27 protein-coding genes and 1 pseudogene are annotated in these 20,594 nt (G+C 55.8%); 16 read left to right on the plus strand and 12 right to left on the minus strand.

Features of this window, described 5'->3' with window-relative positions; genetic code table 11:
- From tnpB to ACEPP2_RS20575, 7 genes are all read left to right on the plus strand, one after another.
- Positions 1–302, plus strand: a 302-nt coding sequence (tnpB, locus tag ACEPP2_RS20545) for an IS66 family insertion sequence element accessory protein TnpB (RefSeq protein WP_395517804.1), incomplete at its 5' end; no start/stop codon positions are given.
- 45 nt (positions 303–347) lie between these two features.
- Complete coding sequence (gene tnpC / locus ACEPP2_RS20550) at positions 348–2,006, plus strand: IS66 family transposase (protein WP_395517805.1); 1,659 nt, start codon at positions 348–350, stop codon at positions 2,004–2,006.
- Complete coding sequence (locus tag ACEPP2_RS20555; protein WP_395517806.1) at positions 1,961–2,617, plus strand: plasmid pRiA4b ORF-3 family protein; 657 nt, start codon at positions 1,961–1,963, stop codon at positions 2,615–2,617. The genes tnpC and ACEPP2_RS20555 overlap by 46 nt, the downstream gene beginning before the upstream one ends.
- Positions 2,583–2,861 carry a GNAT family N-acetyltransferase gene (locus ACEPP2_RS20560; protein WP_395517807.1) on the plus strand — a complete coding sequence of 93 codons (279 nt, stop codon included), beginning with the start codon at positions 2,583–2,585 and terminating at the stop codon, positions 2,859–2,861. The genes ACEPP2_RS20555 and ACEPP2_RS20560 overlap by 35 nt, the downstream gene beginning before the upstream one ends.
- 463 nt (positions 2,862–3,324) lie before the next feature.
- Entirely contained in the window at positions 3,325–3,603 is a 279-nt protein-coding gene (locus tag ACEPP2_RS20565; protein ID WP_395517808.1) for a hypothetical protein, read from the plus strand.
- 37 nt (positions 3,604–3,640) lie between these two features.
- Positions 3,641–4,450, plus strand: a complete 810-nt coding sequence (locus ACEPP2_RS20570) for a hypothetical protein (RefSeq protein ID WP_395517809.1) — start codon at positions 3,641–3,643, stop codon at positions 4,448–4,450.
- Entirely contained in the window at positions 4,447–5,331 is an 885-nt protein-coding gene (locus ACEPP2_RS20575) for a hypothetical protein (protein ID WP_395517810.1), read from the plus strand. Before ACEPP2_RS20570 ends, ACEPP2_RS20575 begins: the two co-directional genes overlap by 4 nt.
- A 14-nt stretch (positions 5,332–5,345) precedes the next feature.
- On the opposite strand, the gene ACEPP2_RS20580 is transcribed toward ACEPP2_RS20575, so the two are convergent.
- The 4 genes and pseudogenes from ACEPP2_RS20580 to ACEPP2_RS20595 form a co-directional block, all read right to left on the minus strand.
- The gene (locus ACEPP2_RS20580) at positions 5,346–5,564 is read right to left on the minus strand and encodes a hypothetical protein (protein WP_395517811.1); all 219 of its coding nucleotides are present in this window, start codon (positions 5,562–5,564) and stop codon (positions 5,346–5,348) included.
- Positions 5,565–5,861: 297 nt separating this feature from the next.
- Positions 5,862–6,224 carry a hypothetical protein gene (locus tag ACEPP2_RS20585; RefSeq protein ID WP_395517812.1) on the minus strand — a complete coding sequence of 121 codons (363 nt, stop codon included), beginning with the start codon at positions 6,222–6,224 and terminating at the stop codon, positions 5,862–5,864.
- A gap of 69 nt (positions 6,225–6,293) precedes the next feature.
- Positions 6,294–6,749 (minus strand): annotated as a pseudogene (locus tag ACEPP2_RS20590) (DUF29 domain-containing protein); the annotation flags it as partial.
- Between the two features lie 276 nt (positions 6,750–7,025).
- Entirely contained in the window at positions 7,026–7,610 is a 585-nt protein-coding gene (locus tag ACEPP2_RS20595; protein WP_395517813.1) for a DUF488 domain-containing protein, read from the minus strand.
- A 227-nt stretch (positions 7,611–7,837) separates the two neighbouring features.
- Here ACEPP2_RS20595 and ACEPP2_RS20600 point away from each other — a divergent pair, with 227 nt between their 5' ends.
- Positions 7,838–8,407: a helix-turn-helix domain-containing protein gene (locus ACEPP2_RS20600; RefSeq protein ID WP_395517814.1), complete on the plus strand. Its 570-nt coding sequence runs from the start codon at positions 7,838–7,840 to the stop codon at positions 8,405–8,407.
- Positions 8,408–8,522: 115 nt separating this feature from the next.
- Complete coding sequence (locus ACEPP2_RS20605) at positions 8,523–8,984, plus strand: hypothetical protein (RefSeq protein ID WP_395517815.1); 462 nt, start codon at positions 8,523–8,525, stop codon at positions 8,982–8,984.
- On the opposite strand, the gene ACEPP2_RS20610 is transcribed toward ACEPP2_RS20605, so the two are convergent.
- The 8 genes from ACEPP2_RS20610 to ACEPP2_RS20645 all read right to left on the minus strand — a co-directional run bounded on the left by ACEPP2_RS20610 (position 8,981) and on the right by ACEPP2_RS20645 (position 12,479).
- Entirely contained in the window at positions 8,981–9,508 is a 528-nt protein-coding gene (locus ACEPP2_RS20610; protein ID WP_395517816.1) for a hypothetical protein, read from the minus strand. The two genes, ACEPP2_RS20605 and ACEPP2_RS20610, sit on opposite strands and share 4 nt — an antisense overlap.
- 25 nt (positions 9,509–9,533) lie before the next feature.
- Positions 9,534–9,767, minus strand: coding sequence for a hypothetical protein (locus ACEPP2_RS20615; protein WP_395517817.1), 234 nt, complete (start codon positions 9,765–9,767; stop codon positions 9,534–9,536).
- A 44-nt stretch (positions 9,768–9,811) separates the two neighbouring features.
- Positions 9,812–10,051 carry a hypothetical protein gene (locus ACEPP2_RS20620; protein WP_395517818.1) on the minus strand — a complete coding sequence of 80 codons (240 nt, stop codon included), beginning with the start codon at positions 10,049–10,051 and terminating at the stop codon, positions 9,812–9,814.
- Positions 10,052–10,342: 291 nt separating this feature from the next.
- A complete protein-coding gene (locus tag ACEPP2_RS20625) occupies positions 10,343–10,702 on the minus strand; it encodes a hypothetical protein (RefSeq protein ID WP_395517819.1) in 360 nt (119 codons plus the stop codon).
- A gap of 85 nt (positions 10,703–10,787) precedes the next feature.
- Positions 10,788–11,045, minus strand: coding sequence for a hypothetical protein (locus tag ACEPP2_RS20630; RefSeq protein WP_395517820.1), 258 nt, complete (start codon positions 11,043–11,045; stop codon positions 10,788–10,790).
- A gap of 83 nt (positions 11,046–11,128) precedes the next feature.
- Positions 11,129–11,470: a hypothetical protein gene (locus ACEPP2_RS20635; protein ID WP_395517821.1), complete on the minus strand. Its 342-nt coding sequence runs from the start codon at positions 11,468–11,470 to the stop codon at positions 11,129–11,131.
- A 120-nt stretch (positions 11,471–11,590) separates the two neighbouring features.
- Positions 11,591–11,791 carry a hypothetical protein gene (locus ACEPP2_RS20640; RefSeq protein WP_395517822.1) on the minus strand — a complete coding sequence of 67 codons (201 nt, stop codon included), beginning with the start codon at positions 11,789–11,791 and terminating at the stop codon, positions 11,591–11,593.
- Between the two features lie 409 nt (positions 11,792–12,200).
- Positions 12,201–12,479: a hypothetical protein gene (locus ACEPP2_RS20645; protein WP_395517823.1), complete on the minus strand. Its 279-nt coding sequence runs from the start codon at positions 12,477–12,479 to the stop codon at positions 12,201–12,203.
- Between the two features lie 185 nt (positions 12,480–12,664).
- On the opposite strand from ACEPP2_RS20645, the gene ACEPP2_RS20650 reads away from it, so the two are divergent.
- From ACEPP2_RS20650 to ACEPP2_RS20680, 7 genes are all read left to right on the plus strand, one after another.
- A complete protein-coding gene (locus ACEPP2_RS20650; protein WP_395517824.1) occupies positions 12,665–13,168 on the plus strand; it encodes a hypothetical protein in 504 nt (167 codons plus the stop codon).
- A 41-nt stretch (positions 13,169–13,209) separates the two neighbouring features.
- Positions 13,210–14,049, plus strand: coding sequence for a P-loop NTPase family protein (locus tag ACEPP2_RS20655; protein ID WP_395517825.1), 840 nt, complete (start codon positions 13,210–13,212; stop codon positions 14,047–14,049).
- A 20-nt stretch (positions 14,050–14,069) separates the two neighbouring features.
- The gene (locus tag ACEPP2_RS20660) at positions 14,070–14,945 is read left to right on the plus strand and encodes a hypothetical protein (protein WP_395517826.1); all 876 of its coding nucleotides are present in this window, start codon (positions 14,070–14,072) and stop codon (positions 14,943–14,945) included.
- A 697-nt stretch (positions 14,946–15,642) separates the two neighbouring features.
- On the plus strand, positions 15,643–16,317 hold the full coding sequence (locus tag ACEPP2_RS20665) for an autotransporter outer membrane beta-barrel domain-containing protein (protein WP_395517827.1): 675 nt from the start codon (positions 15,643–15,645) through the stop codon (positions 16,315–16,317).
- Between the two features lie 938 nt (positions 16,318–17,255).
- Positions 17,256–18,767 (plus strand): Mu transposase C-terminal domain-containing protein, encoded by a 1,512-nt coding sequence (locus ACEPP2_RS20670; protein ID WP_318920144.1) that lies wholly within the window; start codon positions 17,256–17,258, stop codon positions 18,765–18,767.
- 6 nt (positions 18,768–18,773) lie between these two features.
- Positions 18,774–19,655 (plus strand): TniB family NTP-binding protein, encoded by an 882-nt coding sequence (locus ACEPP2_RS20675; protein WP_395517430.1) that lies wholly within the window; start codon positions 18,774–18,776, stop codon positions 19,653–19,655.
- Positions 19,633–20,511 carry a TniQ family protein gene (locus ACEPP2_RS20680; protein ID WP_395517431.1) on the plus strand — a complete coding sequence of 293 codons (879 nt, stop codon included), beginning with the start codon at positions 19,633–19,635 and terminating at the stop codon, positions 20,509–20,511. The genes ACEPP2_RS20675 and ACEPP2_RS20680 overlap by 23 nt, the downstream gene beginning before the upstream one ends.
- Positions 20,512–20,594: the final 83 nt, after the last annotated feature.

Genomic DNA, 20,594 nt, shown 5'->3' on the forward strand with positions numbered 1-20,594 from the left:
ATACGGACATGCGCAAGGGCTTTCCCGGTCTGTCGCTGATGGTGCAAGAGACACTGAAGCGCGATCCGATGTGCGGGCACCTGTTCGTGTTCCGCGGGCGTGGCGGCGGTCTGATCAAGGTCATTTGGCACGATAGCCAGGGAGCTTGCTTGTTCACGAAGAAGCTGGAGCGGGGACGCTTTGTATGGCCGTCGGTGGCCGATGGTACGGTGGTAATTACGCCTGGACAGCTCGGTTATCTGCTGGAGGGTATCGACTGGCGGATGCCGCAAAAGACCTGGCGACCAACATCAGTCGGATGAGCAAAAACGCTGGAATGGCGGGGGCGAATATGATTCCATCAGCCCATGAACGATGCGGCTGAACAGCTTCCTGACGACCTTGCCAGCGCACTTGCGGCCTTGGCGGCGGAGCGTGCCCGACGCATTACGGCCGAGGCCGAGGCAGCGACCGCCAAGGCAGAGGCCGCCAGCGCGAAGGCGCTCGTGTCGCATTCCGAGGCGCTGATCGCGCGGTTGAAGCTGGAGATCGAGAAAGTCCGCCGGGAGCTTTATGGCAGTCGCTCCGAGCGCAAAGCGCGGCTTCTCGAACAGATGGAACTGCAGCTCGAGGAGCTGGAGGCTGATGCTGGCGAAGATGAATTGGCGGCGGAGATCGCAGCCAATGCCTCGACCGTCAGGGCCTTCGAGCGCAAGCGCCCATCACGCAAGCCGTTTCCCGAGCATCTCCCGCGCGAACGTGTCGTCATTGCTGCTCCGACAAACTGCTCCTGCTGCGGCTCTGCCAAGCTGTCGAAGCTCGGTGAGGATATCACAGAGACACTGGAGGTCATCCCTCGTCAGTGGAAGGTCATTCAGACCGTGCGGGAGAAGTTCTCCTGCCGCGAATGCGAGAAGATCACCCAACCGCCAGCACCCTTCCATGTGACGCCGCGCGGTTTTGCCGGGCCAAACCTTCTGGCGATGATCCTGTTCGAGAAGTTCGCCCAGCATCAGCCGCTCAATCGCCAAAGCGAACGCTATGCCCGCGAGGGCGTCGACCTCAGCCTATCGACGCTGGCCGACCAAGTCGGCGCGTGTGCCGCAGCCCTGAAGCCCATCCATTCGCTGATCGAGGCCCATGTCCTGGCCGGAGAGCGGCTGCATGGCGACGACACGACCGTGCCGATCCTGGCGAAGGGAAAGACCGATACCGGCCGCATCTGGACCTATGTCCGGGATGACCGGCCGTTTGGCGGGCTGTCGCCGCCTGCGGCACTGTTCTACTCATCGCGAGACCGGCGACAGGAGCATCCCGAACGCCACCTGAAGACCTTCTCCGGCATTCTGCAGGCGGATGCCTATAGCGGCTACAATCCGCTGTTCAAAGTAGATCGCGATCCCGCGCCTCTGCGCCAAGCATTCTGCTGGGCACATTCACGCCGCAAGTTCTTCGTGCTGGCCGACATCACCGCGAACGCCAAACGTGGCAGCAAAGCTGCGCCTATCTCGCCAATGGCATTGGAGGCCGTCAAACGGATCGATGCCCTCTTCGATATCGAACGGGAGATCAACGGTCTTGCCGACGAGCAGCGTCTGGAGCGCCGCCGCAAAGACAGCCAGCCACTCGCCGAAGAGCTGCATGATTGGCTCCAAACCGAGCGGGCAAAACTGTCTCGCAGTTCTCCCGTCGCCGAGGCAATCGACTATATGCTGAAGCGCTGGGATGGCTTTACGTCATTCCTCGATGACGGCCGGATTTGCCTTACGAACAATGCTGCCGAACGAGCGCTTAGAGGCTTTGCACTGGGCAGGAAATCATGGCTCTTTGCCGGATCGGATCGTGGGGCTGATCGTGCAGCCTTCATGGCCACGCTGATCATGACCGCCAAGCTCAATGACATCGACCCGCAGGCCTGGCTCGCTGACGTTCTCGCTCGTATCGCCGACACTCCTGTCAGCAGGCTGGAGCAACTGCTTCCGTGGCACTGGACATCAGCGCAAGCACCTATGGCATTGGCATCATGACCTCCAGCGAACGCATCGCCCGGATTATCGTCAAGCTCGATCATATCGACCCAGCCATCTGGCGCAGGGTAGAGGTCCCGATCACCACCAGCCTGAAAGGGCTGCACGACATCATCCAGGCCGTCATGCCATTCCAGGACTATCACCTCTTCGAGTTCAATGTCGGCGGCAAGCGCTACGCAGTTCCCGATCCTGAATGGGACTTCGGCCGTGAGACCTATGCCGCCCGCAATGTTCGTATAGGCGCTCTGGTGGATCGCGCCATCACAACCTTCAACTATACCTATGACTTCGGCGACGACTGGCGGCATTCAATCACTGTTGAGGCCGTCACGGACGCCGATCCGGCAGTCGAATATCCGCGCTTCGTCGACGGCGAACGGCGCGCGCCGCCGGAAGATGTCGGCGGATTGTCCGGCTTCGAGGAGTTCCTGAACGCAATGGCAAAGCCTCGACATGCACAACACCGCGAAGTCGTGGCCTGGTACGGAGGTCGCTTCGAGCCGGACAATATTGGTGTCGATACGATCAATGATCGGATAGCTAAGATCGCGCGCCGCCGAACCCTTGGAAAAGTTGGTTACGCCAAAAGCCAGAACAACCGCCACTGACCGGAAGCCGGCCCACCCGCGGCCTACGCCGGATGCTTACGATGCTTGGGGCCGTGGATATGCGACAGAGGCCGCTCAAACCGTTCTCACGTATGCCTTCCAGACCTTGGGCCTCGATCGGGTGATCGCCGACATCAGTCCACATAATGCTGCCTCGATACGGGTAGCGGAGAAGATTGGAATGAAACAGCTACAGGCTGGGCGGATGGTGGCCGTGGCGAGCGCCGCGGCGGGGGCGGCTTAGAATTGGGCGGGCACGACCTGGGAAATCCTTAGCGGTGCAAACCCCATATATAGCTCTAATAGGGTATTGCACCCTTAGTGGTCTTCAAGGAATGGCCATCAGATTCCAATTAGACGAAGAAAATTGAGAGGATGAGGCAGGAAGATAGGAGTGAACCGTATACCCTCTATAACCAATAGGACCGCTGGAAACCGCGCCGCGCTCCTCGGAGGCCTCAGAAGCCGCCCAGCAGGCAAACCCCGCATATTCGCTCTTTACTCCGTTTTTCCACAATCTCCTCCGAGGCGCAGCTTCCATTACTCTGAAATCACATCACCCGCTGGGCCACGACCTAGGGCCCTTCGAATATCGCCACCAGCGATCTAGCTAAGATGAGTTCGCAATATCACCGATATCATTTTTTGGTTGACGACCTTGTATGATGTCGCTATATCACCTCCATCACCTGATGGAGGGCATAGATATGGACATCCAAATCTCACACCACGCCAGCATGCGAGCACAGCAGCGGGGCATCCCGACTGATGTGCTGACAAACTTGTATCGCTTTGGGGAGACTCGTGATGCACGCGGTGCCCTCAGCGTCTTCCTGACGAAGGAAGCCCTACAGGATGCAGCTGGCGAACTCTCAAAACAGGATGTCCAAAAGCTTCGCCGCTACCGGAATTCATTTCTCATCGTCGGCGACAATGCCCGGGTGGTCACCGCCGCCCGCATGAATCGCAAGCGCCACTTCAACTGAAATTCTGATATCAATCCACCAAACGGAGCCTACGACCGTGGTCAATCAGATCGACACCTACACCCGCTACCTCTCTGCCATTGAAGCCGCCCGCGGTTCGGACCCCTATGCCGATCCAACTTCCAAGGAAGCCCTCACATACAAGCGTAATGGCAATATCGAGATCATGTATGCGCCATTCGACCACATCGCAAAGCACGCCAAGCTGGTCATCGTGGGCATCACCCCTGGTCGTGCCCAGGCAATCAACGCAGCTACTGCGGCCAGAACCCATCTGAAGAGTGGCCGCTCAGTCGAAGATGTACTCCGAGCCGCTAAGCTGACAGCCAGCTTCAGCGGTGGTGGCACCCGCAATAACCTTGTGCGGATGATGGATGCCATCGGCTTGAATGCCCTGTTTGGTATTCCGTCGACGGCCAGCCTTTTCACAGAAGCTGGCGAGCAGGTGCACTTCACTTCTGCCCTGCGGTATCCGGTTTTTGTCGGCGGGGAGAATTACAACGGCGCTCCCCACATGATCCGCACACCGATCCTGCGCGAACTAGTCGAAACTTACCTAGCTGAAGAAGCTCGGATCCTGAACGATGCCGTCTGGCTGCCACTTGGTCCGAAGCCTGCGATCGCACTCCAGCATTTGGCATCAATTGGAATCCTGCGGTCTGAGCAGATCCTCGACGGCATGCCTCATCCCAGCGGTGCCAACGCAGAACGTGTTGCGGCTTTTCTCGGAACCAAATCGGCCGACCAGCTCTCCACGAAAACCAATGCTGCCCAGATTGCGGCCGCAAAGGCCAACCTGATCGGCAAGATCCAGCTCCTTTCGACGAACAAGGGAGAAGCAGCATGATTGCTAAGCTGGAAGCCAATATTCCTTTCACCAAAGAGGCGATGATGGAGGAGCTCAAGGAGATCCTTTTCATCCAGGCATCACAGATAGCGGTCGTCCTCGATAGCGATGAAGCCTCCAGATTCTTAGGGGTTGAGATCGAGAGCTGGAATGACACGCTTCATGATGACGATCGTCAGAAGATCGATCTGAAGCGGTTCAACATCCGCCGCGTTCTCGATCGAGCCTATGACTACGCATTTCAGACGGGTGCATACTGGCAATACGACGGCGACGACGACTATGAACTGGATGCCTTCAACCGTGGGGTGACACCATTTTCATTCGAAGGTACGCGCTCACCCTTTCTAGCTGACGATAGTAAAGTCCGGCACGTCGCTGAAATGGCTTTGGCTCGCAGAGAATTGGAGAAAGGATGGGGCATCTCCATCCGTGGGCTAAGCCTCTTGGCTGGGATGACAGAACCAGCCGTGAGAAATTCACTGAGTAAAGAGGGGATCCAAACTCAAGGCAAACCTGCCAGTGTGGAAAGCGAGACAGCCCTAAAGTGGCTCTCGGAGCGGCGCGGCTTCATCCCGACGCAGCGGGAGGAGGCGGAGACTAAGAGCCGTGAGCAGCACGTTGACTTCCTACTTGGGTACCACGAGTTCCCTGCAGCCTTGGCAGCAATAGTGAACGCAACGCCCGGGTTCGATCTTCAGCAGGCTTCCGTCGTGACAAAGATCCCCCAGGATCTCATCCAGGGCATGATCAATGGGGACAAGAACACGCTGGAAATCGATGTTCTCCAGCGTCTTGGGAGCCAGCTGAATGTACCTGATGTTCCGAAGTTCGTAGCGAAGGCGATCGAGCATGCGTTGCGTTCGCAGAGCAAAGACTGAGTCAACGGAATCCTTCAGGGGTGCGGGCCTCGGTAGACGAGAATCGTAGCCCCATCCTTGGCTCGGCCCTCCAGATACCAGAGCTCTGAATGCGCCTTGAGAATTTCTGCCGCGGCATTCCTAAGATCTTCGGAGATCCCTTCGTCGAAGTGAACGGTGACATCGTCTCGCGGTACCAGGCCCGCCAGTTCATCAAGCACCTGTTTGATGCCGGGCCCATAGTCGCTACTCATACTCAGCCTTCGAAATCCCTTCTGACAGCCGCTATGATACACGGGCGAACCTTGCGCGGGCAAGAAGTTGCCAGTCGAGCCTCGCCCGAGGGTGAGCGCCTCTTGGAAATCGAGATGTGAGATTTCCCATATAGGGGCCTTAGAACGCCCACTGTCCGCTCTGGCGCAAAGTTCGGAGCCACACCAATTCCTAGCGCACAAAATGGCATCTAAAACCGCTTTCCTGACATCGGACAAAAACGAAGCCTCAGCTGCCTTTCCACAACTGAGGCTGAAGTCGTCTTTGATTGTGGTGGGTTACGCGCTTCCGAGAGCTGGTGAAGCCATCGCGGCGACAGATGGCTCGACGACCTCCACCTGGTCGAAAGTGATCCCTGCCCAGTCTGTCGACCGCTGCCCAAAAACCTCGACGATCTTGCTGACCAACTTCGTCCCCTGCTCGGCTTCACCCCGAAGAGTATACCGACGGCCGGAGCTCGTGGTACCTGTCATCGTCGCCAAATCGAAATCTGCCACAGGGCTTGTGATCCGAGCCTTCTGAGCATCCAGGATGCCAACAAAATGAAGCTCTCCACGATCGCGAGTGCGGATGATGCTCCAGTGCTCAAGGATGGCCTCTGGCTCTTCAAAAACTGTCTTCGCTTCTCGAATATTGACCATGGCGGCACCTCCCTAAAAATCGGCATCTATAATGATGCCCCGGGGATTTGCATGGAACAAGGTATGGAATCAGTGTGTTGAAGAAATAGCTGCCGACATTTTCTTCATAGCGCCCTCCGGATCGAACTCCGGGTCTAGCAGCTCATCCAGCGACAGCGGACAAACCTTGGGTAGCGCTGGGACAGCAATACCAGATCGCTTCTGCGATCGAGAAACGCCGTTGGTTGCCACCTTCCAGATCTTCGGCAGATCCAGATGGCGCTGGAGCCCGGGCGGGATCTTTATGACGGCTTCGGCCTGGCTGGCAATGATGTCTTCATATTGCCGTCTGGTGCCTTCGCTGTCTGATACCACAGCTATCTTCAGAAGCCCCGTCAGCACCCGAAATAGCAGGCTGGAGATCCCATTGATTTCAGCCTGTCCCAGCCCCTGGATCTCGTCGGCCAAGTTTTCGGTGTCGAGCAAATCATTGTTCGCAGGCATAGCACGCAGCAGGGCCGCCTGCTCTTGCGTCCATGAATAGAAATCCTCGTTGTACTTCTATGCCTTCAATTCCTCTCCTGTGGAAGCCGAAGCGGCCCTACTGTATGAATGCAGGTTTCAAGAACGTGTATTTGGCTTATAATTCTTATACTTATAGTGCAGGTAGTCCACCCAGCTTCCATTCCTGAAACAGCTCCATCCGCTCACCCTCTGAAGTTTGCTTGAAAAGTCTGATCTTTATCATCTGGCATCCAATCATCCTGTGCTTATGCCGCGTACCCCGGCCTGGGGCGAGTCCCAAGAAATCCTGAATCCACATTAACAACACCTGCGGTCAACACTCCCAGGGTAGATGACCGCCTCATCTTGCTGGACCATCGCCCCTTGCGTCAGGGTTGCAGGCACGAGCTTGCCGCCCTCCATGATGTGGAAGACCTCCTCACCTCGACCGAGTAGGTAGTCGGCAATAATCCGCCGATGACACCGCCACCAAACCGCCTCGGAACACATGATGGCGCAACGTCTGGAGGAGCCGACTTCCAACAGCTGCTCGAGGCCATCCTTGAAACCATCGGTGAGCGCATAGTCGGCATAATTGTGGAAGCTACGGTGTTTCCAGAAAGCATTCAGTACCTGGTCAATGGCCTTTTCCCGCTTCCGTCGGCCACCCAGTTCAGGGATGGGTACATAGCCAACCTGGTATGCGGCCAGCGCGTCGCCCACGGTGGCTTCATTATACTGGGGATTCGTCCTCGATCGCCTGATCGAGCGGACATCAACGACCAGTTGGACCTCGGCCGCCCTTAGCAGATCAACGAATTCAGTAATCGTGCGGGTTGAGTGGCCGATGGTGAAGAAGTGTGTCTTGTCGGTGATGGGATCAAGGCTGTGCGGGTCAGGCATTCGGGTATCTGAAGTAGTGGACATTGAACTGCAACCGATCCGGACGCGGTCTGGTTCCAGGGAAGCTGTCTTTCCAGACGTTATGGTTTGCCGCCTGTTAGCGGAGGGCGGACTACGTCTGAGCCTTTATCGGGCTTTTCAAAACGCTAAGAGCAGTTTCACAAACGTAGTTTACAATCATCGTTTGAAAGGTTATTATTAACATATCGTGATTAAAGGAACTCAAAATGAATGGGCAGCAGCTTCGGATAAAACTCTCTGGGTGGAACCTTACCCAGACAGAATTCTCTCAATGGCTTGAGGTGTCGCCTGGTGCGGTCAACCAGTGGCTTACTGAAGCGAGAGGCGTTCCAGGTCCGGTCATTGCCTTCATCAAGCTCTTTGAAAGCCTGCCACCTTCTTTGCAAGATCGTGAACTCTCCAAAATCCGAAAAGGAAATGTAGATATGGAAGGCATGTACGTAATTGAATTCGTGGGCTCCGTCGGAAGCGGTGGTGCCACCCTTACGTTTAAGGGAGGTAAGGTCTATGGCTTTGACCTCGGCGGGGGTATCTACGACGGGTACTACCGCCAGGGAGCAGAGCCGGGGATTACTGACATCGAGGTTGAAGTAAAGATGCCCGCTGGCAGCCAGTCGGTGATCCGCGGTATTATTCAGCCTTTCGATTGGAACGTGATTGCCAAGGCTTCGATTCCCACGAATGCGAACCACGCGGAGGTCATCGTCATCACGAATATGGGTGAAAATGTTCGGGCAAAGTTCACCCGTATGCGGAGCCTTCCTCTGGCTGCGTAATAGCCTTTGGAGCGCTGCTTAAGAGGCAGCGCTCCTTTGATCTCGCCCTCACCAGTGGAATTCTTCCGTGAGCCCGGTATTATCGGTGACGATCGATGGGCTTGGGGAAGCAAAGATGTCTGGAATTATTCGCGGTGTCACCCTGTCAATGGCGCTGACGGCGATGCCTACAATGGCACTGGCTTTCGGGAACGATGACCACTGGGTTTCTGGCTGGGGAATGGGGGTCGCCGAAGCGGTTATCACCAAGGGCCCAGGCAACCAGATCTACGTGACCTGCGATGATGGTGCCGACCGAAATGCAACAGGCATCTCATTCACGCTGGCTGGCGACACCTCGAAAGACAGCTCGATCCAGCTTATTTTCGACAACGAGGATCCCGAAGACTATTCCCTCTGGGACGGCAGTATTCGATCAGACTGCCGGGTATGCGCCCAAACCTATGATGTCGTGATCGACAAGCTGAAGAAGCATTCGACTGTGCATGTTAAGTTCCAGAACGGCTTGGGTACCAGATTTTCGCTGAAGGGTGCCGCGAAGGCTATCGGCGAATGCACGGCGGATTTCTATCGCTAGGAAAACGGATACACCTCTGAAAGACGACCTTCGGCATGCGCCGTAAACAATGCCTTACGACCGCTTTTTGAATGCAAGGTGGCTATCAACTGTCGGCGTGTCCTACCCGCAAGGCCTTCGAGGCCAAGGGTTTTGATGTCCTCGATAATCCGCTGTTCTCGGTTTTCTTTCCTAGCGAGCTCCTTTGAGAAGGCTTGTCCATTCGGAGTTTGCAGCCAAGCCACACGCTCTCGTTTCAGCCTTTCTGCAATTTCTTGCTCAGCCTTAGCTGCAAACTCGTCGGAAATTTCCATTCGAGCCAACCTACGGATTTCCAGTTCAACTTCGGTCTCACCCTGATTGCAGTACAGATCGAGATCTCCCCCAGAACCACGGTGATCCGAAATCCGAATGGTCCCGTATTCGGTATGAAAGTATACAGAACACAACGGCCCATGCCGATCGCTCCAGGATCCTGAAGCCTTTGTCTTGTATGCAATGCCTAGCCGATCAAGAATGCCTTCAACCGCTCTTGAATCTGTCATTTTGATATCTCCTCAATAACCCCGATCAGGCCGCCTTCTTCACGACCTGATACCCCATCCCCTCGAGCTTTGTGATGGGTCGATCGACGATCAAGGCTTCAAGCTTGTTCAAAAATGCCGCCGACGGAGATCTACGGTTCGTCGTTGAGGCATATGCGCAGATGGTGGCGTAAGACACACACAATGCCGTCGCCAATTCCTCGTTTGTCAAACGGGCCTGATCGCGGAGATGGTTGAATTTTCCCTTATTGCTATTCATTGAATTCTCCTTGGAGATGGATGGGGATTGCTCCCCCTGAGCCATCAGGCAGCCCAATAATCGCCATCGCCATTATTGCCGTAGACATATTCCTCAGCGATTTGAGCCTTGATCTGCGCGATTGTCGCGCGGCGAGGAATGTAGGCACTAGCGTACTGATGATAGGCATCACCCAAGTCCTTACGGACTTCCCAAACGGTCATTTTTTGACCGTTAAGTTTCACGTCTTCACCTTCTGATACGATCCAAGTATCACCAGCAATTTCAAATCCATATTGACGCATTTTATTCTCCAGTCGATTTGTAAGCTTAATTTCCTATCTATTTATAAGTATGTAGTAAGAATGTGCCGCAAACAATAGCCGACAATTACCTATTTCTATCGTGCCGACAGATAATGCTTACGAAATTAGCTATACTAGAGGAGATCTCTCGAAACATTTCTTTTGCGATACATTATTGCTTGCTTTCCATCGGCCAAATTGGCCACCAAATCCGCCGACAGTTCTCCGCCGACAAAGAAAAAGGGGCTTCAACAGCCCTCTTTCTCCCCCCTTGCGCCGCCCCCCCCAAATTCACGCAGCAATCTTTTGGCGCTTTGGCTTCACCTTGTTTCTGTCGGCGTACTTCTCGAGGAACGCGTCGAACCTGGTATCAAGATGGATGGTATGGATCGGGCTCTCGAAATCCTTGGAGCCTGCACGATCGAAAATGTAGGCGGCGATGCCCGCTTCTTCGACAAGAGTACCCTTCTCGCCAGGGTGATCGCTATCGCTTTCGTAGTATGCTGCATCATCGTCTGCATGGAGCTCGGCGATGAAGTTTGCGGGGACCTTGCCGCGGAAGATGGGCTCCAGGCTGGCAACATCGATGATGACAATCCACTCGTCCTTGGGTGTTTCGTCGGCAGTTTCGTAGATGACATTGATTTTCATTTTTTGTGTCCTTTCAAATGAATGAGGAAAACTGATGGTGGTAGGTTGGAAACCGTCGATGAGATTCCGCCGACGGGTTCGTAAATTATGCTGCCAGCTTCAGGCCTTCGATCGCTCCCAAAACGACGGTCGCCACGTCGTCCAGATCATTGCCGATGAAGAGGTCGTATTCATTCCGAATACCAGCAGCGTCGATAGCATCCTCGATGTCATAGTCCTTCGCCAGCAGGCTAAGAACCGCCCCGCGGTCCCACCCGTTAAAGCTGCCATCCCAATCTTTCTTTTCGATTTCGGCGAGCCTCGCGAAGGTGATGCTGGCGACGGTGTTGATGATGAGTCTCATTTTCATTCTCCTGTTTTTGCGTTCCATTGTGGCTACCGCGACCCCCTCCATTGGGGGTTTCGAAGGCTGCCAGGCCTTCATCATCAGGCGGCTTCGTCTTCCTGGTCTTCGCTCCAGTTCGCATCTTCATGGATCTCGACTTCGTAGAAGCTGACACCGTTTTCGAATTCGTTTTCGGTTTTGACGTACGCATGGGCGAATAGGCCGCTGCTCGGCTGGCCGATCTGGTGCTCGCTGATCACACGGACGTATGCATAGAGCCCTTCTGAGAGCGTGCAGATCGTCATCTGGCCGTAGTCAGCATCCTGCTCGTGGTGGATCTCAAAATTGCTGTTGTCGAGCGCCAGGGCAATGAACGTTGCGTGGTCTTTGAATTCCACTTCGAAAACGTCTGCGCCGTTGATCTGCGTAATTTCTGCCATCATTTTCTTTCTCCAATCTCGGCCTTTCACCGACGGTTGCTTTCTTCTTTTTGGCTACCGTGACCTGCCTATTTCCCCTTTGGCAGGTTTCGGGGAGCGCCAACTCCCCATCTTCAGACGGCCTCAGTGGTAGGTGTCGTCGAAACCATCCATCTGGTCGAAGAGGTGGTAGGATTCATCGCCCACGGCCAACAGATCCTCGATGTCGATGTCCAGGTCCGTGGAACGCTGGCGGGCTTCCCCGATCCAGTCACATCCGAATTCCTGCAGTGCTGCTATCGAGATTTTGCGAGTGTTGGTGTTGGTGTGTGCAATGTTCCCCATTTGATTTCTCCGAGATCTCGACCCCATGTCTCAATCTATAAACTAATTATATATCCTTTATGGGGTTATGTCAATAACGATAATGACTTTAGATAGTATTTTCAATGCGATAAGATGTTGACAAACTCAGTTGCAGCAATGCTTTTCCTCCTCCCCAAAAAGAAATCTGAAAATAATTCGAAAATAATTTTTCAAGATCGGCCGATATTCACCTTCTATTCCGCCGACGGCGTTCATCCCTCTTGGCTTCCTCGATCACGCGACGGGCTTCCCAGAAAACAGGATCCTGGTACCGAGCAAATCGAACTGGATCATTCCTCTTCATTCGCTCGAAACTGGCTCGGATGAGCGCGTCAACATCTTTGGTCGTGTAGGTCATCGGATCCCCTTTTCGTTGTGTCCCATGGAGTTATGTAACGAGACCCCACCAGGGTTCCCGACGGCTGAAGATATTAGTTGGCCCCAAAATCACCGGCGGCTTGACACCAGTGATTGTCGAGAGGGCTGCTGAAAGCGCCGACCTGCATGGCCGTGCACACACCTCTACAAACCCCTCTTTTTCTCCCTTCAATTCCCTTAAGCGAAGCGCCTCTTCCCTTTGATGCCTTTGCGCAGCAAGCCCATTGCCGCCATCAGCAGCAGCAAGGTTGGCGTTGCTGGCAGCAATAGCTGGCATCTTCAAAACCATCCCTGAAACCTCTCCTGGTCGCATTCTGTAACCCTTCCTGTCCGCTGCTTGAGAGGTAGCCCGTATTTATTCATTTGACAAGCTACCATGCAATCAATTTATAATCCGGACATGAAAACGATTTGTGCCTTGCAACGCCAACGGCCAGAATTTTGAAGACAAACAGGAAGGTAGGGGAAACCAAAATGGAAACAATTCCAAAAGCTCTTGAAGAGCTTCTCGGCCAAACACCAGTGAGAACTGGGACATCAAAACGGTCTGCGGTGAGGCAGATCATGGATGCCAACACGGACACGTTCATGAAGCTGGCCGAACTCGGTCACAGCAGCGCCTCCGTCGCCGAGGCATTCATGGCGAGCTACCCGGACATCCGTTCCAGTCGTCAGGATCTCGATGACGTGGCCTTTAAGACGCACGTGATGACAACGTATGACAGCTTCAAGAGGAAGCTTCGACAGCAAGGCCGCCTGCAGAAACCCAAGGCTCAGAAGAAAGGCGCTACGCGGTCTTCCGGGAAATTGAAGGAGAAGCAGGTTCAGCAGGTGGTGATCATCGAGCCAGCCGCTGAGATCGAGGCCGACGACACTGACTTCATTGACCTCAAACCTGTGGCGACCGAGCCGTCAATACCTGCTGTGGTGATACCCACCAGCGCGGGCTATCCGATCCCAAAGGCAAAAGACTTCTGAGATCATAATCGCATTCATTCACAACCATTATAGGGGGAACTATGGCAATTAGATTTGAAACTCGTGACATCAACATGAGCGTATCCGCATCCGACAAGGGAGGCGTAGGCAAGACACTCATCGCCCAGATGTTCGCCGACATTATGCGGACTGAAGGCAACTACAAGGCTTCCACAGCCCTCATCGACGGCGACGAGAAGGTCCGCAAGTTCATCGAGCGTTTTGGCAGCCGTGACGCTGAGGGTGGCCTTCTACCACCTGAAGGCAACGATGCCCTGACGGGCTGCCGCCTCGTCGATCTGCGCTCCATGGACAATTCGTCGGCTGAAATCATGAGCATCATGGAATCTGGTGCCAAGCGTATCTTGATCGACGGCGCGGGTGGTTCCGAATCCAACTACGGCAAGCTCTTGCGTCCCACGGCGCGGCCGGAAGAATTCACCGAATTCATGGAGGAGGAAGGCATCAGCGCCAACTTCATTGCGCCGATCGTCCCTGACGATGACAGCACGATCCTGTCGGTGGCCCAGCTCTATGCCAAATACAAGGAGAACGCGGGTGTCTTCTTCACTGTGGTGTTGAATCGCTGGTCCGGAGTCGATGGCCAGGATCCGCATTTTGCCGACTGGATGAATTCCAAGACGCGAAAAGCAATGGTCGAAGCAGGCAACCTGGCCGAGATCAAGCTGAGCGCGATCTACGAAGACGTGATGGCCAAGGTCCGGGATTGCCCTGTCCCCTTTAGTGTTCTGATGGACAAGGAACATGGCCAGGCTCTTGGTATCGACATGCGCACCCGCAGAGCCATCAAAAATGCCCGTTCTGAGGTCATCCAGCAGATCCTGGCGAACCCCGTACTCAAGGAGATCGTCGGCCTTTAAGGCTGGCGATTAGGGGCACCATGGATCAGCAACTCACAGACACCAGGAGACGCTTCAACGAGGCGGTCACCGAATTTGGCATCGATGCCCAAGCAGCGGAATCCCTATGGGCCTATGCCGCATCTGTCGGCATGAACATTGACGATTTCAGCCTCAGCATTTTGCTTTATGGTGCTCGTCAGGAGAAAACGGCCCGCGACGTAGAGATTGGGATCAAGACCCACATCGATCATTTCGCCAGATCCGTCGACCAACTACAGGCGGCAGCCGCTTCCGATCTCGAGGCCAAAAGCCAGGAGGCTATGGCGGCCGCAATTCAAACGATGGCCACCGATGCAAGGCGGGCGTTATCAGCCGCGGTTGAAAAAGTCGCAGACAGCCGCATCGACGAGGTCCGTGCATATCAGAAGCGATCGAACTGGAGCACAGCAACTGCCTGCGCTGCACTAGTCGTTCTGGCATCCACCTTCGTCTTCGCTGGCGGCTACGTTCTTGGTCGCGAGAATACTGCTGGCAATGAGGCAATCATCACTGAGCTAGCGAAGCACCCACAAGCTGGCGAATGGCTGGCAATCGCATCGCTGCCGTCTAACAGAGCCGCGATCCGCCAATATTGCGTCCGTGGAAGTCCCAACCTCACGACCGTGGAAGGGAAACTTCAATGTAGCCTCCCCGTCTTCCTGACGGATGGATCGACGATGTCCCGAGGCTTGAAAGGCGGCCTGCGTCAGTCAGTAAGCCAGATCGAGGCGTGGTTGATGACATCGTCCTGGTGGGTGTTGTTTCTTCTCGGTTCCGTCGGCGCTTTGGCGACAAGAAAAGCACTTCGAAATCTGTCACTGTTTGCGCCGATGAGATGGCTGTTCGATCTGCCGAAACCAGATGAGAGATACTGAGAAGCCCTGCGTTATAGGGCTTTGACGGCAAATGCCGCACGAAACCACACGACATATATTTTGAACCTGTAACTTATCGCTTGTTGTATTCATTACCATATTACAGAATTGTATATAGCAAAACGTTCCTGAGGGGGAATTTGAAAATGGACGTATTTAAGAGAATTGGAATTTGTCTGCAGGCCATCGTTCTAGTCGTGGCGGCAAATCTGATATTTGGTGGGGAAGCCAAGGCGGCTCCGCCAGTGATGGTCGGCAAGACGATCTACGTCTACTACGATCGCGAGGTCACCGTAGATCTCGCAGCTCTGACAACTGGTGATGTCATCAGTTATTCAATCACCGCAGGCCCATCGTACGGTAACGCGAGCCTCAACGGGTCAGTGCTTGCGTTCACCTACCCTGGCTCTCAGTCCTGCTGCACTTTCATCGATACCGTTCAAGTCGAGGCTATTGGTCCCGATGGATCGTCCACCGCGACAGTCACCTTCAATGCTCCTGCAGGGCCCAACGGTTCTGGCCCCTCAATCAACGACCTGAACGTGACACTCGAATACAATGGCGGCCCTGTTACCGTTGATCTTGCTGACTCAATCAGCGGATCTGGAAATCAGATCAACGTCTGGGGAAGCTCATCCCTATTCACATACGCTGTGAGCGGTACGGTGATCACCCTTACGGCCAGAGCCATGCTGAAATCGGATCCTCAGGAACAGAGACAACAGGCAAAGCATACAGCGTCGCCGTCTATGGATCATATCATCCCTCAAACTTCTTCGTGGACGGCCTCCTTGGCTACCAGCACGTTGAATTCGACAGTATTCGGCATTTAACCACCAACGGCCAGATGGCTCGAGGAGAGCGTGATGGCAGCCAGATCTTCGGTGCCATAACGGCAGGCTACGAATTCCGCGAGGATGGCCTGCTGATCTCGCCATATGTGGGGATCCGTGCCAGCCATGGCCGCCTTGATGGCTTCTCGGAAACCGGGGGCGGCATCTATGGGGTCACTTATGGCTCTCAGAATGTGACCTCCCTGTCCGGTGTCGTGGGTGTCCGCATCGAGAAAGACATCGAACTCGACAAGATCATCCTGACACCTTCGGCAAAGGTCGAGTATCGCCACGAGTTCTTCGGCAATGATGGTGTCAATCTTGGCTACACCGATGTCGGCACCACACCATGCAGAGCCAGCATTCCCGGCCGCTCCAAGGACACCGTCAATGTCAGCGTTGGCCTGACGGCGAAGCCCAAAAATAACAGCAAATGGACGATCGAAGCGACCTTAGGGGCGACCTTTGGAGACGACAAGCCACGTCCATACGTTGGTATCCGAGCGGAACGGAAGTTTCTGCGGCCTGTTCACGCCTGAAAGCGCTTGCCAGCCTGGTGGGAAGAATGCCGCGGATCTGAAACTGGCGGCCAAAGCAAAGGCGGCGGACGAGAAGGCCAAATCCAACAAATCGAAATGAAACCAATCGGGGCGGTCTCGACCGCCCCCATACGATGATCAACCTGAGGATCCAGAGGGCGATCTGCGACACTGGTTTCAATAGCTTCTATTGCTTCGCAATATTCATAATTATATCATACTATCAACTGCGATGTTGACTCCACCGTTGAGCCCGGATAGATAAGCCGTCCGTTCCAATGGAGGGTCAAATGAATGGACAACACCGCTACCAACAATCGCACTACCGGACTTCTTTCGGCCGACTAGCCGTCAACACTCCTGGCGTGCCGGGATCCCAAATCCCCTGCCCTGCTGACATCGATCGCGATCACGCATCTGTCGGTCAATCATCCCATAATGAAATCGCATCCACCATGCTGGCATCGCGCCAGGCCGTGACGCATGCGTCCGATTCCGTCGTCGTCCGAATACGTGGCAACCAGCCGTGTCGAGGAAATCCCTCGGCCGTGCGCTTAGCTGCCAGAGTTGGCTGAACCACAATATATCGAAAATTCAAAGCATTAGCGGTCCCGCTCATGGTGGGCTGGCGATCGCTCGACGACATTTAAAGGAATCGAATATGAAGACTTGGTTGGTGTGGTTTTGCACTTAATTCCCAGAATTTGGTCGCAGCAATTTCAACCAGATAGTTCGGCACTTAATTTGAGAATGAGCACTTAATTTGAGAATTATGCTTGGATTTGGTCACTTAATGTGAGAATCAGACAATCGACGTAAGCGACGGTGTTCTTGTTATGAGTGACCCACTCCCCGACGAGGTCGACGAAGCGCTTTGGGATGAAGCGTGCCGACGCGCAGACGCGGTTCGGGAATTCCTGAAGAGTCGGCCTGGCAAAATGACAGCCGGAGATGTGGCACTGCTTGCGACCGAGCTCGAAATCAGTCGAGCGACCGCGTACCGCCTTATCAAATTGTTTCGAGCCGGTGGCACGGTCATGTCGTTGGTGGATCGCAAACGCGGTCGACCGGAGGGCCACCGGGTGTTGGATGACCAGCGGGAAGAGATCATCCGCACGACCATCAGCCGTTACTACCTGACGCGAAACCGTCCGACCGTTTCACAGTTGGTCCGGGATGTCCAAACGAACTCCATGTCGGCCGGGCTCAAGCCGCCGCATCGCCGAACGATCAAGGCTCGTCTCGAAGACATCGATCTGCAGAAACGCGCCAAACGCCGTGGCGAAGATAAGATCGTGAAGGAGACACAGGCCGTTCCCGGGGTATTTGCCGCCTCCCGACCTTTGCAGGTCGTTCAGGTCGATCATACGAAAGCGGATATCTTTGTCGTTGACGAGGAAACCCGCCAGCCGATCGGCCGGCCCTGGCTGACGCTGGCGATGGATGTCTGCAGCCGAATGGTGACGGGATTCTACCTAACGATGGACGCACCTTCCCGGTTGTCGACAAGTCTGTGCCTGCTGCACTCGGTCTTCGACAAGTCGGCTTGGTTGCGAGAACGCGAGATCACCGAAGCGTGGCCCGTCGCCGGCCTGCCGGAAACACTTCACGTCGACAACGGCGCCGACTTCAGGAGCCGTGCTTTCAAGAGAGGGTGCCAGGATGCTGGCATCGCGATCGAATGGCGTCCGCCGGCTGAGCCGCGCTTCGGCGGCCATATCGAACGTCTGATCGGCACCCAGATGGGAAAACTCCACCTGCTGCCCGGCACGACGTTCAGCAATGCGCAGGAACTCGGCGAATACGATTCGAAGCGGCATTCGGCGCTCACTTTGCGCGAACTCGAGCGCTACATCGCCCTCGACATTGTCGGCTCGTACCATCAGTCGATCCACAGCACCTTGGGCCGCCCGCCAATTGCCGTCTGGAAGGAGCACGAGAACGAGATTCCACTGCGCCTGCCGCAAGATCGGATGCGTTTTTGGCTGACGTTCCTGCCCGAGCAGGAGCGCACCCTGCGGCCAACCGGCATTCATCTCTTTGGTCTGCGCTACTGGTCAGCTGCGCTTAGCGCCGACGTCGGTCGCTCGAACCGGCGCCTGCTCGTCAAATACGACCCGCGGGACATGGCCCGTATCTTCGTGCGGCGACCTTCGGGAAACTTCGTGGAAGCCCGCTATGCTGATCTGACCCTGCCTTCAGTGACACTGCATGAAGCCGTGGCGGCACGTCGCGCACTGTTGGCGAGAGGGCGACAGGAAATCAACACCCGCGCCATCGTGGGCACTGCGGTCGCGCAGCGCGAATTGGTGGATGCAGCAACCAAGAAGACGGCAGCCGTACGACGCGGCGCAGGACAGCCAAAAACGAACGTGGATGATCGGGGCTGGGGCTCGCTTCGCGGCATCGACTCCAGCAAACCTGTGCCCTTTGTCGAGGACACGGAGTGAGCTGGCATGAACAACGAAATCTCCCACCTGACCGCGAGCGCCGCGGCGCTGCTTGCTGAAGCGGACGAACAACGCATTCGCGCGATACGATCGCGCCGCTGGGTGCTCTACCCGCGCGCCAAGCAGGCGCTCGATCGGCTGAGCCGGCTCCTCGATCATCCGAGAGGAACGCGCATGCCGTCCGTCGCTATCTACGGTGACAGCGGCATGGGCAAGACGATGATCATGAACCGGTTCCGCGATCAGCATCCGTCAAGCTTCAATTCGCTGACCGGAACCCTGAAGACACCCGTTCTGGCCATGGAGATGACCAGCCGGCCTGGCGAACGGCGGTTCTACGCCGAACTGCTGACGCTGCTCGGCGCACCGCAGCGACCGCGGGCCGATATCGCCCAGATGGAGCAGGCGGCATTGCGGATCATGGAAGCAATTGGCGTGCAGGTGCTGGTGATCGACGAGGTGCACAACATTCTTGCCGGAACTTATCGCGAGCAGCGCATCGTCCTCAACACCTTACGCTTTCTCAGCAACCGTCTCGGGATCTCGCTCGTCTGCTTCGGCGTCAACGAGGCGCGTGAAGCAATCAGCGGCGACGTGCAATTGGCCCGCCGGTTCGAGCAATTCACGCTGAGCCGCTGGGCTGCGAACGAACAGTTCGAATCCCTGGCAGTCTCAATCTTGCGCAACACGCCGTTGCGTCAGCCCTCGGTGCTGAGCGCGAAATCGCTGCGGCGGATGCTGCAGATCACAGAGGGCATTACAGCCAACATTTTTCACATCATCAACTCCCTCGCCATCGAGGCCATCGCAAGCGGGCGCGAACAGATAACCGACGAAGCCATCGAGAAGTGGGAGCCGGAGTTTGATGCCGAGGCAGCCTTCGCATGACGCCGAAACATCCTTGCGGCAATTGCCGGTGAGACTGGCGCCCCATCCTGACGAACTCCTATCCTCGTGGATCGGCCGGCATGCCGCGTTCTATGCGGTCCCGCCCCTTGCTATGCTGCGGCATGGTCTGCCCGAGGCGTCGTCTTTGCATGCGGCCGATCGGAGTCTGAACGGTGATCAAGTCATCCGCCTCGCCGGCCTCTTCTCGACCGAACCGGCCGTCGTGCGCCGCACGACCTTTTCGAATATCGCACCATCATCGCGACGCCTGATTGCAGCGAGGCCGCTGCAGTTCTGCTCAGCCTGTCATCCGGGTGAACACGAACCGAGGCCTCTCCTTCGCAGCCAGTTTCTCGGCTGGCGCATCACCTGTCCGCTTTGCGGCGACCTGTTCCGGTGCGCACGCGGGCATGACCGCCCCTCTCCTTTCGACCGCCATCAAGGGGCCGCGCTCGTGGGAGAACGGCTCCTCGACGATGAAGCCGAGCGCGGCGTCCGAACCTGGACTTCGCCGGCCGAAATCGCGCGCCTTCTGCTGATGCGACGCGTGCCGAGACCCCTTCCCCGTGAGTACGAACCGTGGCGATTCAGGGTGCTCGGCGCAATCATTCCAGATCTCGATGATGTCGTCGAACGGAGAAGCCTGCCGACACCGGCAAATCCCGTCCTGCCGCTGCATCTGCGACCAGCTCTGCTGGCCGGAGTGGCCATCGTCGAGCGGGCCGGACCCGAGATGCTCGAAATGTTGCGCGGGCAAATGATGGGTCAGAATCAAGCGCGTTTCAGCAGCGCTATCGATGAGATCACGACCCATACATGCCGATCAATGGCGTCTTCACAGTTGCAGTTAATTTGAGAATCCGGCCGCTCGGATTCTCAGCTTTGAATGCCAAACCTGGCTGAAACAGCCGCATTCTCACGTTTAACTGCCAAGCGACA

It is taken from the genome of Pseudorhizobium flavum, from assembly GCF_044142885.1.
Taxonomy (GTDB): Bacteria; Pseudomonadota; Alphaproteobacteria; order Rhizobiales; family Rhizobiaceae; genus Neorhizobium; species Neorhizobium flavum.

Coding starts and splice junctions, on each gene's coding strand:
- ACEPP2_RS20625 (WP_395517819.1), bottom strand. CDS start 10,702: ATGAAAATCAATGTCATCTACGAAACTGCCGACGAAACACCCAAGGAC.
- tnpC (WP_395517805.1), top strand. CDS start 348: ATGAACGATGCGGCTGAACAGCTTCCTGACGACCTTGCCAGCGCACTT.
- ACEPP2_RS20595 (WP_395517813.1), bottom strand. CDS start 7,610: ATGCCTGACCCGCACAGCCTTGATCCCATCACCGACAAGACACACTTC.
- ACEPP2_RS20615 (WP_395517817.1), bottom strand. CDS start 9,767: ATGAATAGCAATAAGGGAAAATTCAACCATCTCCGCGATCAGGCCCGT.
- ACEPP2_RS20680 (WP_395517431.1), top strand. CDS start 19,633: ATGCCGAGGCAGCCTTCGCATGACGCCGAAACATCCTTGCGGCAATTG.
- ACEPP2_RS20655 (WP_395517825.1), top strand. CDS start 13,210: ATGGCAATTAGATTTGAAACTCGTGACATCAACATGAGCGTATCCGCA.
- ACEPP2_RS20600 (WP_395517814.1), top strand. CDS start 7,838: ATGAATGGGCAGCAGCTTCGGATAAAACTCTCTGGGTGGAACCTTACC.
- ACEPP2_RS20645 (WP_395517823.1), bottom strand. CDS start 12,479: ATGGTTTTGAAGATGCCAGCTATTGCTGCCAGCAACGCCAACCTTGCT.
- ACEPP2_RS20675 (WP_395517430.1), top strand. CDS start 18,774: ATGAACAACGAAATCTCCCACCTGACCGCGAGCGCCGCGGCGCTGCTT.
- ACEPP2_RS20630 (WP_395517820.1), bottom strand. CDS start 11,045: ATGAGACTCATCATCAACACCGTCGCCAGCATCACCTTCGCGAGGCTC.
- ACEPP2_RS20620 (WP_395517818.1), bottom strand. CDS start 10,051: ATGCGTCAATATGGATTTGAAATTGCTGGTGATACTTGGATCGTATCA.
- ACEPP2_RS20580 (WP_395517811.1), bottom strand. CDS start 5,564: ATGAGTAGCGACTATGGGCCCGGCATCAAACAGGTGCTTGATGAACTG.
- ACEPP2_RS20650 (WP_395517824.1), top strand. CDS start 12,665: ATGGAAACAATTCCAAAAGCTCTTGAAGAGCTTCTCGGCCAAACACCA.
- ACEPP2_RS20605 (WP_395517815.1), top strand. CDS start 8,523: ATGTCTGGAATTATTCGCGGTGTCACCCTGTCAATGGCGCTGACGGCG.
- ACEPP2_RS20610 (WP_395517816.1), bottom strand. CDS start 9,508: ATGACAGATTCAAGAGCGGTTGAAGGCATTCTTGATCGGCTAGGCATT.
- ACEPP2_RS20640 (WP_395517822.1), bottom strand. CDS start 11,791: ATGGGGAACATTGCACACACCAACACCAACACTCGCAAAATCTCGATA.
- ACEPP2_RS20575 (WP_395517810.1), top strand. CDS start 4,447: ATGATTGCTAAGCTGGAAGCCAATATTCCTTTCACCAAAGAGGCGATG.
- ACEPP2_RS20585 (WP_395517812.1), bottom strand. CDS start 6,224: ATGGTCAATATTCGAGAAGCGAAGACAGTTTTTGAAGAGCCAGAGGCC.
- ACEPP2_RS20660 (WP_395517826.1), top strand. CDS start 14,070: ATGGATCAGCAACTCACAGACACCAGGAGACGCTTCAACGAGGCGGTC.
- ACEPP2_RS20670 (WP_318920144.1), top strand. CDS start 17,256: ATGACAGCCGGAGATGTGGCACTGCTTGCGACCGAGCTCGAAATCAGT.
- ACEPP2_RS20635 (WP_395517821.1), bottom strand. CDS start 11,470: ATGATGGCAGAAATTACGCAGATCAACGGCGCAGACGTTTTCGAAGTG.
- ACEPP2_RS20565 (WP_395517808.1), top strand. CDS start 3,325: ATGGACATCCAAATCTCACACCACGCCAGCATGCGAGCACAGCAGCGG.